Source organism: Ruegeria sp. O11, assembly GCF_056535285.1.
On record NZ_JBQERS010000001.1, the window covers coordinates 433,299 to 447,595 of the forward strand.

Genomic DNA, 14,297 nt, shown 5'->3' on the forward strand with positions numbered 1-14,297 from the left:
GGCGACTGTAAATCTGCTGCAATACCATATGACAAGAGGACGCCATGCGCATTGCGAAAGACCTTGCCGACGCGGTCGGTAAAACACCCTTGATCCGGTTGCGTCGCGTCAGCGAAGAGACAGGATGTGAGATCCTCGGCAAAGCCGAGTTCATGAATCCGGGTCAATCCGTCAAAGACCGTGCGGCGTTGTTCATTATCCGCGATGCAATTGCGCGCGGAGACCTCAAGCCCGGTGGCACAATTGTCGAGGGTACGGCGGGTAATACTGGCATTGGTTTGGCATTGGTCGGGGCCTCAATGGGTTTCAAGACGGTGATCGTCATTCCTGAGACTCAATCGGAAGAGAAGAAGGACATGCTCCGACTTGCCGGAGCTCAGCTTGTGCAGGTACCTGCTGCGCCTTACCGCAATCCCAACAATTTTGTGCACTATTCCCGCCGCTTGGCTGAGGAACTTGCCCAGACCGAGCCCAATGGTGCCATCTGGGCGAACCAGTTCGACAATGTCGCTAACCGGCAGGCGCATGTGGAAACCACCGGCCCTGAAATCTGGGACCAAACCGGTGGCAAAGTTGATGGCTTCGTCAGTGCGGTCGGTTCGGGTGGGACCCTGGCGGGTGTCGCCGAGGTTTTGCAGCCCAAAGGCGTAAAAATCGGATTGGCTGATCCGATGGGGGCAGGCCTTTATTCTTATTACACTACAGGTGAGATCGCGATGGAGGGCGGCTCCATCGCCGAAGGCATCGGACAGGTTCGGATAACGAAGAACTTAGAGGGGTTCACCCCTGATCATACCTGGCAGATCACCGATAATGAGGCGTTGCCCTATATCTTTGATCTGCTTCGCGAAGAAGGTCTGGTGATGGGTGGATCAACCGCGATCAATATTGCGGGCGCTGTACGTCTCGCGAAAGAGATGGGGCCGGGGCACACCATCGTGACCGTATTGTGTGACTTTGGAACGCGCTACCAATCCAAATTGTTCAATCCTGACTTCCTGCGGGAAAAGGAATTGCCTGTTCCGGATTGGATGACCGAAGCACCGCGCAGCATTCCCGGCGTATTCGAGGACGTGTGATGCTGCGACAGGTCCGCCTGTTTCTGTTTCTAAGTTTATTCTGCCTGATCGGGCTGGGTGGGATCGCATCTGCCCAGCTCACTGACCGGCAGAGTGAATATTACCAGGGCTGGGTCAGCACGGCGGATCGGGCGGAATCTGTGATTCGCGCGAACCGGGCATCGAATGCCGCATTAGAGAATTTGCGCTCAGAAATAAACGGTTACCGCGAAGACTTTAACATGGCGCGCGGCGCAAACACGGATCGTATTCAGACGCTTGAGGGCCAGCTAAAGGCACTTGGCGCGAAGCCGGCAGATGGCGAGACCGAGCCTGAAGATATTGCAAAGCTACGCGCACATCTTGAAGAGCAACTTAACAGTTTGCGGGTGCCGCGCATAATCTCGGAAGAGGCTTTCAGCCGGGCCAACGGGTTAATCAGCGAAATCGACCGGATCATTCGTGACCGTCAGAAAAAAGAGATGCTGGAACGCGGGCCATCGCCTTTCAACCCCGTTTACTGGGCCCCAGCCTGGATCGACGTCAAGGAAGCGGCGCAGAGCCTGATCAATGAAACCGTCACGAATATGCGGTCTGACATCGTTCATGAGCGCATTCGTGAGCGTGGTCTCGGCATTTTCGTTCTGTTGGCCATATCTGCGGTATTGCTGCTATTTGGGCGCAAGTGGTCCGAAAAAGGGGGCGCTTTTCTGCGTTCTCTGGGGGGGCGCGGAAGTGGAGTCTGGACCTTCGTCGTCTCTCTGCTGCGCATACTGCTGCCTTGGTTGGGCGTTCTGGCATTGGTCACGGCGATCGTGCAGACTGGTGTTCTGGGCTTGCGCGGTACGTTGCTGATTCAGAATATTCCTTATTGGGCTGCCATCATCTTCTACTTTGACTGGATCGGTCGACAGGTCTACCTGATGGGGGCCTCTCAGAATTTCAAACGATTGTCGGCAGGCAGAATTCGAGAACTGCGGGTCTATATCGATCTACTGGCCGTCATACTCATTTTGCATGATCTGGTTTTGCTATTTGAGCAGATTGAGAATATTTCGGACGCAACACGAGCAGTTGTTGGTTTCCCGATCGTATTGGTTACGGCGCTGCTGCTGCTACGTGTGCGTCAGGTCCGCCAATCAGAACCACAGGAAGAGCAAGCCGATTCAGAAACGTCTCGCAGAGCGGCTGGTTTTAGTCAGTTGATTGAATTGCTGCGGCGCGCTTTGTTCATACTTGGGATTGCAACACCGATACTGGCCGCGTTGGGGTATACCAATGCCGCCGAAGCAATCGTTTTCCCAGCCGTGAAAACACTGGTACTGATCGCGGCGCTTGTGATCATACGACGGTTTATCACCACGATTTACGGTTGGTTATCGGGGCAGGGGGAGGCCGCGCGCGATTCTCTGTTTTCGGTTCTTGTTGGGTTTGCGCTGGCGATATTGTCGCTGCCTATTCTGGCGCTGTATTGGGGCGCTCGCGAGACAGACCTGCTCGAGGCCTGGTCACGATTGCTGCTGGGATTCGATATCGGCGGCGTCACGATTTCACCCAGTAATTTCCTCACCTTCGTTGCAGTTTTTGCCATCGGATACACATTGACCCGCCTTCTGCAAAGCGGGTTGCGCAATTCATTGCTGCCAAAAACCAGTATCGATCCCGGCGGGCAGAATGCCATCGTATCGGGAACCGGCTATGTCGGAATATTCCTGGCGGCGTTGGTCGCCATTGTTATTGCTGGATTTGATCTTTCCTCCTTGGCGATCGTGGCTGGTGCCTTGTCGGTTGGTATCGGTTTCGGTCTGCAAACCATCGTGTCGAACTTTGTTTCAGGGATCATCCTGCTGGTCGAACGCCCGATCTCAAAAGGCGACTGGATCGATGTCAACGGCATGATGGGATATGTTCGTGATATCTCGGTCAGGTCCACGCGGATCGAGACTTTTGATCGGACGGATGTGATCGTTCCCAACTCAGACCTGATCAGCGGAGTGGTCACCAACTATACCCGCGGCAACACCATTGGCCGGGTGATCGTTCCTGTCGGCGTGGCCTACGGTACTGACACCCGAAAAGTCGAAACCATTTTGGGTGAGATCGCCAATGGGCATCCGATGGTTCTGGCCAACCCAGCGCCGAGTGTGGTGTTTCAAGGATTTGGTGCGGATTCACTGGATTTTGAAATTCGGGCAATACTGCGCGATGTGAACTGGGTGCTATCGGTCAAATCCGACATGAACCATGAGATCAATCGCAGATTTGTTAAAGAGGGTATCGAGATTCCGTTCGCTCAGCGCGATCTGTGGCTGCGAAATCCTGAGGTGCTGACGGGCCAATCTGAGGAGGCTAAGCCCGACGAAGACCTATCTACTGCTGCCCCTTCCGCAAAGCCTGCCGATTTGACAGCTGATGATCTGGACTCTGCCGGAGACGCAGATGCAGACGCGGATGGCGACGGTCGCTAAACGCGACACATCAAGCATTTTTCCCAAGTGATTATCGGATTGTTACATTTCGATGTAGTCTGAATTTAATTTGAAGGAGGAATTTCGATGGTAACTTTCTCACACAGCCTTGTGCGTATTGCAGTTTGGAACCTTGCAGGTTTCAACCCGGTTAACACAAGTCTGGGCATACCGGCCAATAGTGAGCGGGTCATCCACCAGATTGAAGGCTTGGCTCTGCTTGATGCCGAGTTGATCACGCTGGTCGAGGTTAGCCCAATAGAACATATCAACCGGTTGGCAGCGGGTTTGGCGGACAAGGGCTTGGACTATCAGGTCAAGATCCTGCAGCAACCCAACGGTAACATCCACATTGGATTTCTCCACAAACCAGGGGTTTCTGTAACGGAGCTAAAGTTGATTGACGGCTCGGAAGGTAATGATTCCGGCGGGCGTCAGGCCCTTATCGCCGATGTGCAGGTCGGCAAGTTCAAAGCCAAACTGATCGCGGTGCACCTGAAATCCGGCCGTGACCGGCCTGAACAACAGATACGTGATAGCCAATGTAAGATCATCGGTGCCAAGATCGCCGAAATCCGAGCGACACCGGGCCTGACTCAGCGCACGATCCTGCTGATGGGCGATTTCAACATGATCCCCGGTCAGGACGTCAGCAATTTCCACCATCTTGGTGGGGATGACATGATGGACTTTGTTTCGTGCTGGGATTTGCAAGACCGGTTCTCGCATATTCTGGAAAAGGGTCGCGCCAACCTGCTGGACGGGTTCGCTGTTTCGCGAACCTATTCCACCGACTATGTCCGCGGCAGCCTACGGTTATTTCCGATGCACTGGACGATGAATATGGGGCGCGAAGCCTTCAAGGACGAGGTTTCAGACCATCTGCCATTTGTCGCCAGCTTTCGTATATTTTGAGCCACCTGTTTTTACGAATGGGGCCTTGCGCTCGGTTCAGAAATTCGCATAAGTCACCTCTACCGGAGAGGTGGCCGAGTGGTCGAAGGCGCACGCCTGGAAAGTGTGTAGGCGGGAAACCGTCTCCAGGGTTCGAATCCCTGTCTCTCCGCCACTATTTCAAGCTAAAATTTAGCGGGTGCTTAGCTGCCCAGTTGGTCTTCATTAGTTTGATAACAACGCAACGACTTGACTTGTTTCAGATCTTTGTCGCGTCTTCGAAGGCAATGAAACAATAAGAGATCGACCTGTCGGACAAGAGCGCGAATTTGCAAGCTGAAGCGTTTTGGATTCTAGTGCGTCTTCGATCAGACACAGATGCCCCATCAGCAAACCAGCCGATGCTTTGGCTTCTTCTACAGCAAGGCTATAGAGTGAGAACTGCGGGCCGCTTGCGTCAATTTGCAAATCAAAGCCCACATTTCGGGACCACGTGAACCAATCGTCGTTCCAGGTCTGGTCGTGCAAAATCGGTATCTCTCGGAAACCGTTTGAACAGTGCGCTCGGTCCAGAAGTGTAGGGGCGCAAACTGGCGCGATTACGTCTTGTGCCAAGGCAATTTGGTTTGACGATCCGTCCGGAACCGCGAAAAATATCGACAGATCAAACATCTCTCGCGAGAGACTGGGCGGAGTTTCCATAGCGGTGACAGAGAAATTGATCTCCGGCAATTCTTTTCGGATCCGTCGCAATCGTTTTGGAAGCCAGAGCTGGGCAACGGCGGGCAGGGCAGCGATATGAAAATCAGCGTTTGGTTTGAGGTCGCGCAGGGCACGTGCTGCATCAGCCATTTGATCAAAGGCAGCGGAGAAAACCGGGACAAGCGATTGCCCCTCAGGCGTGAGCTCAACGCCTTGCGCGTTGCGTCGAAACAGCGGTGTACCGGCCCAGCCTTCCAGTGCCTTGATATGCTGCGAGATCGCCCCGGGCGTAACGTTCAATTCTTCGGCTGCAGCAACAAAGCTGACGTTTCTAGCCGCCGCTTCAAAGGCCCGCATCGCATTCAATGGAGGGCCTTTGGGGCGCTTGGGGGCAACACTCATTGCACTAGCCTTAGTTTTTCTACACCAAGAAATATCATTTCTGCTTTGCGATGTCACGCGACTGCCGCCAATGTGGCAAAAACTAGGAGGATGTCAGATGACACTTGCACAAAGAGACTGGGTGCCCACCGCAAGCGAAGCACTGGTTCAAGATATCGCAAAAAAGGCGGAATCGGCATCTTCAGATGACCTGATGGTGCGGATCGAGCATCTTGCAGAGGAAAACCGCCGCATACACGAGCAAGAGTGCTTTAACCTGAACCCTGCCACAAATGTCATGAACCCAAAGGCCGAGGCGCTTTTGTCTTCGGGGATTGGGTCGCGGCCCTCGCTGGGCTATCCCGGTGACAAATATGAAATGGGTCTGGAAGCAATCGAACAGATCGAGGTTATCGCGGCGGAGCTTTGCGCCGATGTTTTTGATACTCGGTTCGCTGAAGTCCGGGTGCCCTCTGGGGCGATTGCCAACCTCTATGGCTTTATGGCGACCTGCAAAGCTGGCGACACTATCATAGCCCCGCCTGGATCAATTGGGGGGCATGTGACACATCATCTGGCGGGTTGCGCGGGTCTCTTTGGCCTGCGTACCGTCGAAGCTCCTGTAAACGCTGATGGCTATACCGTCGATCTGGATCAGTTGAGAGCGTTGGCAAAAATCGAACGACCAAGGCTGATCACCATCGGCGGCAGTCTTAACCTGTTTGAACATCCCGTCGCCGAAGTGCGTGCGATAGCTGATGAAATCGGTGCCAAGGTTATGTTCGATGCGGCCCATCAATGCGGCATCATCGCGGGGCGCGCTTGGTCCAACCCGTTGAAAGAGGGTGCACATTTCATGACCATGAGCACTTACAAAAGCCTCGGAGGACCGGCTGGGGGTCTGATCGTAACGGATGACGAAGAAATCGCAAAAGCGCTGGATGCAATCGCTTTCCCTGGCATGACCGCCAATTTCGATGCGGCCAAAACTGCGGCGCTTGCTGTCACGATGTTGGACTGGAAAGCGTATGGTTCTGCCTATGCGAACGAGATGATTGCGATGGCCAAAGCTCTCTCCAACGCATTAGATGTAAAGGGTGTTCCCGTCTTTTCTGGAACACAGGGCTTCACCAACTCTCACCAGTTCGCGGTATTGGCTGCCCCATATGGAGGAGGTCAGGCCGCATCTAAGCAGCTTCGCAAATGCGGGTTCCTCGCTTGCGGTATTGGATTGCCGGTGGAATTAGTGGAAGGCGATATGAACGGTCTTCGTATCGGCACACCAGAACTGGTGCGGTGGGGCATGACCTCTGGGGATGCCGAGCGTTTGGCTAATTTGATAACGCGTGGCCTGGGTGGGGAACAAATCCTGTCAGAGGTATCCGCATGGCGTCGTGAATTTGACACGCTGCATTATGTGAACTGAGAACAGGATGGCCGACTATGTCGCTGAACATTGTCGGCCACGCCAATCTTTGTTGGTTGAGCCAATGCAAACTGCCTATCGCAGATCAAAAACGGTAGGTAGCACCCAACAGCGGACCGGATTGATCAAACTTAAAGTCGTTACCATCGATGTCGTGGTCAAATGAGATATAGCGATACCCACCCCGGATCAGCCAACGGTCATTGATTGCGTAGTCGGCAGTTAGAAGAACTTGCCATGTTTCGCTCCCGCTCCGGAAACCGCCATAATCAATAAACCCGGTACCAGACCATTTGTCAGAGAACCTGACACGTGCGCGGGCACCAATCACAGGATCAGTCCAGCTTGCATCGACCGTTGTTCGGCGCCCAGGGGCAGCACCGGGTTGCAGGTCGAATTCAGTTTCGGTGCTAAACCACCTAAAGCCGCCGACGATATCAACATATGCGTCTTGATCGTCATAGACCCGATATCCTGCATATCCGCTCAGAAACTGAGTGGTGAAAGAGGTGTCCAAGCCCGAGCTCGCCGGGCCAGGTGTGTCGCTGCTGAAAGACAGATTTGTATAATTGTAGTCTGCCAGGAATGACCAACGCCCATTGGTCGCTCCGAATGCAGCCATAAAGGCAAAGTCCAAATTCTCCAACGCGTCGGAAAAGCTTAGCGTGCCATCTAATGTGCCCAGCGGGGTATCCAGCGACGTTTCTGTTTCCGGCATGAACAGGTAGATTGAGGCCTCGTATGACCAGTCGGACTGTTGGGCCGAGGCCATTGACGCCATTGCGCCCGCCAATGAGATTCCAAGGAGTGGTCCTCTCCAATTTCGTGTCGCACCCATTATTGCTCTCCCATCAAAGATCTTGTTTCCAATTTTCGTTACTGTGCAGCGAAAATCCGCGCAGTTTTGACTTGCGGTCAGGCTGCTTCATCCTCGGTTTTGCCAGAACCAACGCCAACACGATTGATATCAGTGCTGGGAAAGAACTCGGACCAGACATGCCAGAACATGCCTGCACGTAGAGTTTCGACCCGCTGTAGTTGCCCTTGATCAGACATTCCCCAAAAGTCGCATTTGGTCACGGGTTGCCCGCTGTCATTGTACCAGACGCCTAAACTTTCATATTTCGGATCAAGGCTGACGACGACATCCCGACCTCCGACTGTTGCGTTAACGATCCAATCGTTGTCGACGACGAAATCATCGGTCCAGCAGGTGGCATCCTGCCCAATGGTAATCCCCCAGACATAGGTTTTATTCGGCAACCGGTCGTCTGAACGATCCATGTTGTCCATCACCGGAGCGTCTTCCTGATGTTGACGGCCAATCCCCCACCCAAAGGTGATTTCGGTCATCATATCAAGCAGGCGCAGCAATGGGTTTGGGGAAGGTTCATTCAGGAAAACCTCTCCATCCGGGTAGGCTTTCTGAAAGCCACGAAATGTCATCCGGTAGGTAGGCCACGGCTTCATCTGGGCCTCGGGCCGGAGAGGGCATGCGAGGCCATCTGTGTTTGGGTTCTGGTCCGCTTCACGAAAGCCATATATCTGCTGAATCGGCTCGCCGCTTTCGTTGTCGCGCAGGATCAGGTTATTGCCGTGCTGGGCGAGAACCTCGAGATTCAGGCGCTTACCCTCTATTCTTGGAGTGTACCCCTGACCGAGATTGGCCATGGCACAATACGTCATGACGACGTCCTCTCCACCAAGCCCTTTTTCATTACCGGCAAGATGCGGTCGCATGATCTGCGCGTCGGGGTGTGCACGAGCGTGGCCGTTGTTGTCGATCACCATCACGGGCGCGGTCGGCCCCACGTATTTACGGGCCTCGTCAATGGGGAAGTACTGCGCGGTATTTAGTTGGTTTCTCAGTCCCAGATGAACCCAGACGTAGGGGAATCCATAGAAGAAAAGGACCAGCACTGCCGACACCAGCCACAGCCAGAACGGACCTGCACCAAGTATGAAATGTACAAGTGTTGCGACAGCAAATGCACCCAACCCAATAGCGATCAGGCGATATTCATGACGGATGAAGCGCACCATATTCTCGCGCTTCACTTTCAGCAGCATCTGGGACACATCGCCAAGGTCTCGGAAATAGATGAACCCGATCCCGAGTGATCCGATCAAACCCAGTGCAAAAAGAAGTAGTCCAATCATGTCATGATCCTATAGTCTTGAGCGCGTGATTTCCGTTGCACGGTGTTATTGCTGAGCGGATTGGCGTTTGATCAGGAAAGCCTCGACCGCTTGCTGGGTTTCCGGGCGGATGTTCTCGATCCCTTCATATGGCACACCATACGCTGGCGCGGTGTCGGGAAATTTCTCTTTGCGGGCCATATGTCGGCCAAGAATGCGTGCGAATTCCTGCCCTCCCCAGGCGCCAACCTCGGTTGAGACTGAATATTCCTCGCGCGTGTCCCGGTAGAGATCAAAGAACTTTGCCAAAATAGCGCTTTCGCCAGGTCCCGGCAGTTTCAGCTTAAGCTGGTCCTTCACGATCGCCTCAGGTTTGTTCACGGAATAGACGATGACGTGATCGCGTCGGGCCTTGGATTCGTCAGCAAACAACAGGGCGGCAGATTGGTCCACGCCATCCACCAGACGATCCCGCGGAATATACTGATCTGCCCCGGCAAAGCGCGACAGCGTTGTATAGAGGTCCGAGACATGGATGATGCTGTTGAGCAACCCGTCAGCCTCGATCATGCCGGGCCAGCGGATGAAGGCGTCGACTCGGATACCGCCCTCGGTCGTATCGCCTTTGCCGCCCGCATAGATCAGCGGGGTGAACCCGGATTGCGGCGCGTATTTGGTGAAGTGGCCGTTATCCCCCATGACCACAACCACGGTGTTTTCCGTTAAGCCCAGTTCTTCGATGCGCGCAAACAAGTCGCCCAGCCACTGATCCAGTAACTGCATCTTGTCGACATACAGACCACCATTCACGCTCTCTGGTCCTGATCGCCCGGCCCGGGTGTTGTCCAGCGGGATCATCGGCCAGTATTGCAGGAAAAACGGGTCTTCCCCACTTGCGAGGCGATCCAGTTCTTCCATCGTCTTGTCTTGAAATGCCTGGTTCATCTCATCGTATTTTGCAGCGTTCCAGCGCTCTCCGGTTTCCATACGAATTTCGCGGATAGGCCCGCCGGTTTCCCCTTCGATGACCGTCATCATCGCGGCCGAGTCCGGCCGGAACCAGCCGTCTAGCGTGTATTTGTCGTCATAGTCCCGGATTGCGACCGAGACCTGTTCTTTGATCGCATCATCATTGAAGATTGTCAGCTGGCCTTGTTGGTGGATGGCGTGCTGGGCATAGTCAAATCCCTGATTCATCGCCCAACTTTCGGCGATATCACCCATGTGCCATTTGCCGACATGGCTGGTCGCGTAACCCGCCTGCTTCAGAATCTCGGCCAGGGTGACTTCGTTTTCCGGCAAGCCAAACCCGGCAATGTCCACCGTTGTATCGCCCATACCCATGCGCACGGGCAACCGCCCGGTCATCTGCGCCACGCGGGTCGGCGTGCACGAAGGTTCGGTATACATACGCACCATTCGCATCGCCTGATCTGAAAAGTCGTTGATATTCGGCGTCTCATAACCTCGCACCGCGTTGAGCTCGGGAATTCCCATGTCGCCGAAGCCCATATCGTCGATCAGAACGCTGATTATGTTCGGGGGCTGCCCATTGTTGCTGTCGCGAAAAGCGGCCAGAGCTTCATCAACAGCGGTATCATCCTGTGCCCATTGTTCTGCGTGTTGTGCTTGCAGAATGTAAAACTCGGCGTCGTGTTGGATTGTCTTGTCTTGTGCCAGTGCGGTCTGCGCTGCAAAACTAACAGACATAGCCAATACCCCTGAAATCTTCATCCCATATTCCCCGGTCATCTGCTTGGTGGAAGGCAAACGCTTTTGCAGCTGCCTTCACATTTAAACATTATCATATGTAAACAACAATTTCTGTAGATTTCAATTTTGCCAACCCATGAACACATCACGGGTCAATTCTGATTCCGGGCGCAGGTTGTCGATGCCCTCATAGGGGATGCCGCGCCCGATCTCGGAATGCGGATGTTTGGCGATCATTTTTTGATGGCGTTTGATCATGTCCTGAAACGAAGCTCCGGCCCACAGCGAGTACCCAACCAACGGGTGCAGTTCACGTGGATCGCGATAGATGTTGAAGGTCGGGGCTGCCGCACCGGGTTGGCCGGGCGCGGGCAGGTGCATCTTGAACTCCTGCTTAACCACTGAGCGCAAAACAGGGCCTTCGTAGACATACACATAGTCGCGTCGACCATGACCTTCACCATTCAGCAACAGCGCCGTCTGATCGATCCCGTCGATGATGCGGTCACGTGGGATATGATCAGTCGCACCTGCAATCCGCGCCATGGTGGTGTAGATGTCCGACACGTGAAAGATATCACCGGCTGCGCTGTCCGCTTCGATCACGCCGGGCCAACGTATGAACGCGTCCGTGCGTACGCCGCCTTCTAGATGCTGGGTCTTACCACCGCGATAGATCAGCTGATTAAGGCCCGAGGTCCCCTCGTAGTGGTACATCAGCCCATTGTCGGCCATCAGTACCACAATCGTATTGTCGGCTTCTCCGGTCTCTTCAAGCTTGGTTAGAAGATCACCAATCCATCCATCCAACAGCTGCAGTTTGTCGGCGTGAAAGCCACCATTGCGAGAGAGGGCCTTATCCGCATAGACGAAATTAAGGGGGTAGAGAGGCCAATATTGCAGAAAAAACGGTTCTTCTTCGGCTGCAGCACGTTCTAGCTGCTCAAGGGCCTGACGTTGATAACGTTCGTTCATCTCTTCGTATTTGGCTTGGGTCCAAACCTCGCCCGGTGACATGTCCACCTCACGGGCAGTACCGCCTGCTTCGGCCTCGACACCGGTTACCAACCCGTATGGCTTGAAACGTTCGTCCAGAAGAAACTGATTGTTCTGCCCCTCAGGCACATATCCAAGCATATTGTTCGCACGCATCGCCTCGGGGGTCATGAGGCTTAGTTGAACCTGTTGATGTAGGGGAAACGCTGCCCAGTCGAAGCCCTGATTGTGCGGGTAGGCTTGTTCGATATCACCTTGATGCCATTTGCCGACATGTACGGTTTTGTAGCCAACTTCCTTCAATATCTCGGGCAGGGTTACTTCACTAGCAGGCAGGCCTTCGCCCACCAACGCAACTTTGACTTCTGTTACCCCGGCGCGGACAGGGTGGCGACCTGTAAGCATGGCAGTCCGCGTCGGTGTGCAGGATGGCTCGGTATACATGCGCATCAGCGATAGGCCTTCGGTGGCGAACTGGTTGATACTGGGTGTCTCGATGCCCATCACGTAATTCATCTTGCGGTCACCCATCTGACCAAAACTGATGTCATCGATCAGAATGTACAGAAAATTGGGTGGATTACCGCCATTCGCCTCACGAATTTCGGCTAACTTTGCGTCGATCTCGGCATCCTGTGCGTCCCACGCATCGCCGAATTGAACGCGCAGATAGTTGAACTCGCCGTCGTGAATGATAGGAGACTGCTGGGCAAATGCCGCTCCGGTGGTCAGAGTTAACGAAGACAGGATGCATATTAGTTTCATTTTAATCTCCGGGTTTGCCACAATTCTGAGGCATTTTTTGAGCTTCAACTATTCTGGTTTCGATACTGCAGCGAAGATCGGCGAGGGTTTCGGCCAAATCGGCTAGGAACCGAGATTGCTGAGGCGTGTTTGAGTGCTGCAAAAGAGCGATTTCAGTAAAGATCTCTTGGTAATCCAGACATATCCGGTCAAATTCACTGTCCTCGGTGCGTAAACTTTGCAGAAGATCAGCGTGTTCAGGGAACTGTTCCGCAATGAAATCACTCTCGACCATCGGCAGCACTTTCGAAGCTGGTTGCTCGGTCAGCATGCGCTCAGCAGGAATTTTCTTGAACGTAATAAGCCGCATGCTACGGTAGCAAGGTAGCTACAAGTTCTTATCATGAAAGGATAGTTCTTGACCGGCACGGGGGATGGAAAGCAACACGACAACAGGCGTAACTTCTCTTCTGAAGATGTACGTTCTGCGCTAGAACGTGTTTTAGACTCGGCAGGATTCAAGGGATCGGCCCGGATGCGGTCTTTCTTGACCTATGTCGTCGACGAGGCTCTTGCCGGACGGACCGATGAAATTCGCGCAAAAACGATCGCGATGGATGTTTATGGCTACGGCGCTGACGAGCTGACAAAACGCGAAGGCGTTGTGCGGGTAGATGCAGGTCGGGTGCGACGAAAGTTGAAGGCCTATTACGGTGGAGCCGGCGCGTCTGATCCGATCATGATATCGCTGCCCGTTGGTCGTTACGCACCTGAGTTCAGACCGGGCACGGGCCAGTACCGAAAGTTAACAAATCTGTGGCGTACAAGTGTGATGTCGGCGATTGCCATCATCCTTGTTGCGTTGGGTGGTGTCGGTGCCACCATCCTTACAAAGCAATGGTCATCAAGCGATGGGCAGGCCGAGCAGACCACGATCTATGACGTGTCTCCGGCGCGGGTCGAAGCGATGAACCTGTGTAGTGCCGGACAGGATGTGATGTTTCCTGTTGTAAACTTGCCGCGCCTGAAACCCGCGTTGTTGATCTTTGAAACTGCGATTGAGCGTGATCCGCTTTATTTCTGCGGATACGCGGGGGCCGCTCAGGTCGAAACCATGCTTGCAATTCTTCAGTCTTCCGATCCTGCAGCCAGTGATATGCTTGCTGTGGCAGACGAAAACAGTGCTCATGCGCTAGAGATCGAACCGGATGCGGCATGGGCACTTTCATCGCGCGCCTGGCTGGAGTTTGGATTGGGGAATTATGAAAAGGCTACGGCGTTGTCCCGCAGGGCGGTCGATCTTGCACCAAGTGATCCACATATAGCTGAATTTGATGCGCTAATCTCGCTTTATACTATGAACTTCACGTATATTATTTCGCAATCAGAGCGATATAAGAAACTGGCAGAAAGCAGTGGTGGGCTTGTGTTCGGGAACGTGCTCGGGTCAGCTCAATTTCATTCTGGTGATTTTGCAACCGCGATCCGAACCTACGAAGAAACTATCGCACGTGGTGGCCCCTTCGGCCCAATTTCTGCGGCATATTTGATGGCGGCGCGCTGGAACAACGGAGAGCAGACCGAAGCGCGTCGGCTCGCAAGTGTTTACCAAAAGACCTGGCCCGATTTTCCACTGGAAGCCTTAAAGCGGCGGGTTTTCCAACAGTCACAACCGGTCGACGCACTTGTCGAAGCGATGAAAGCCGCTGGAGTAGTTATGGAGCGGAACCATGCGCCTCTTACAGCAGACTGACCTGCTCTGGAATTGGAAGTTTT

11 protein-coding genes and 1 tRNA gene are annotated in these 14,297 nt (G+C 53.9%); 6 read left to right on the forward strand and 6 right to left on the reverse strand.

What is annotated here, in order from left to right; genetic code table 11:
• Positions 1-44: 44 nt before the first annotated feature.
• The 4 genes from ACRZ91_RS02150 (at position 45) to ACRZ91_RS02165 (ending at position 4,595) form a co-directional block, all read left to right on the forward strand.
• Positions 45-1,079: a cysteine synthase A gene (locus tag ACRZ91_RS02150; RefSeq protein ID WP_480650960.1), complete on the forward strand. Its 1,035-nt coding sequence runs from the start codon at positions 45-47 to the stop codon at positions 1,077-1,079.
• Positions 1,079-3,526: a DUF3772 domain-containing protein gene (locus tag ACRZ91_RS02155; RefSeq protein ID WP_480902258.1), complete on the forward strand. Its 2,448-nt coding sequence runs from the start codon at positions 1,079-1,081 to the stop codon at positions 3,524-3,526. The genes ACRZ91_RS02150 and ACRZ91_RS02155 overlap by 1 nt, the downstream gene beginning before the upstream one ends.
• 87 nt (positions 3,527-3,613) lie before the next feature.
• The gene (locus tag ACRZ91_RS02160) at positions 3,614-4,441 is read left to right on the forward strand and encodes a GMP synthase (RefSeq protein ID WP_480902261.1); all 828 of its coding nucleotides are present in this window, start codon (positions 3,614-3,616) and stop codon (positions 4,439-4,441) included.
• A 64-nt stretch (positions 4,442-4,505) separates the two neighbouring features.
• Positions 4,506-4,595: transfer RNA gene (locus tag ACRZ91_RS02165), tRNA-Ser, on the forward strand.
• 50 nt (positions 4,596-4,645) lie between these two features.
• Here the strand turns inward: ACRZ91_RS02165 and ACRZ91_RS02170 are convergent.
• Positions 4,646-5,524 carry a LysR family transcriptional regulator gene (locus ACRZ91_RS02170; RefSeq protein ID WP_480902264.1) on the reverse strand — a complete coding sequence of 293 codons (879 nt, stop codon included), beginning with the start codon at positions 5,522-5,524 and terminating at the stop codon, positions 4,646-4,648.
• 97 nt (positions 5,525-5,621) lie between these two features.
• On the opposite strand from ACRZ91_RS02170, the gene ACRZ91_RS02175 reads away from it, so the two are divergent.
• Positions 5,622-6,929, forward strand: coding sequence for an aminotransferase class I/II-fold pyridoxal phosphate-dependent enzyme (locus tag ACRZ91_RS02175; RefSeq protein ID WP_480902267.1), 1,308 nt, complete (start codon positions 5,622-5,624; stop codon positions 6,927-6,929).
• 85 nt (positions 6,930-7,014) lie between these two features.
• Here ACRZ91_RS02175 and ACRZ91_RS02180 read toward each other — a convergent pair whose 3' ends face one another.
• The 5 genes from ACRZ91_RS02180 to ACRZ91_RS02200 form a co-directional block, all read right to left on the reverse strand.
• Complete coding sequence (locus ACRZ91_RS02180) at positions 7,015-7,767, reverse strand: outer membrane protein (protein ID WP_480651042.1); 753 nt, start codon at positions 7,765-7,767, stop codon at positions 7,015-7,017.
• Between the two features lie 77 nt (positions 7,768-7,844).
• A complete protein-coding gene (locus tag ACRZ91_RS02185) occupies positions 7,845-9,089 on the reverse strand; it encodes a DUF3179 domain-containing (seleno)protein (protein ID WP_480902270.1) in 1,245 nt (414 codons plus the stop codon).
• A gap of 45 nt (positions 9,090-9,134) precedes the next feature.
• A complete protein-coding gene (locus ACRZ91_RS02190) occupies positions 9,135-10,778 on the reverse strand; it encodes a sulfatase-like hydrolase/transferase (protein WP_480902272.1) in 1,644 nt (547 codons plus the stop codon).
• Between the two features lie 123 nt (positions 10,779-10,901).
• A complete protein-coding gene (locus ACRZ91_RS02195; protein WP_480902274.1) occupies positions 10,902-12,542 on the reverse strand; it encodes a sulfatase-like hydrolase/transferase in 1,641 nt (546 codons plus the stop codon).
• A 1-nt stretch (position 12,543) separates the two neighbouring features.
• Positions 12,544-12,891 (reverse strand): hypothetical protein, encoded by a 348-nt coding sequence (locus ACRZ91_RS02200; RefSeq protein ID WP_480902277.1) that lies wholly within the window; start codon positions 12,889-12,891, stop codon positions 12,544-12,546.
• A gap of 165 nt (positions 12,892-13,056) precedes the next feature.
• Here ACRZ91_RS02200 and ACRZ91_RS02205 point away from each other — a divergent pair, with 165 nt between their 5' ends.
• Positions 13,057-14,274, forward strand: a complete 1,218-nt coding sequence (locus tag ACRZ91_RS02205) for a tetratricopeptide repeat protein (protein ID WP_480902280.1) — start codon at positions 13,057-13,059, stop codon at positions 14,272-14,274.
• The last annotated feature ends 23 nt before the right edge of the window (positions 14,275-14,297 follow it).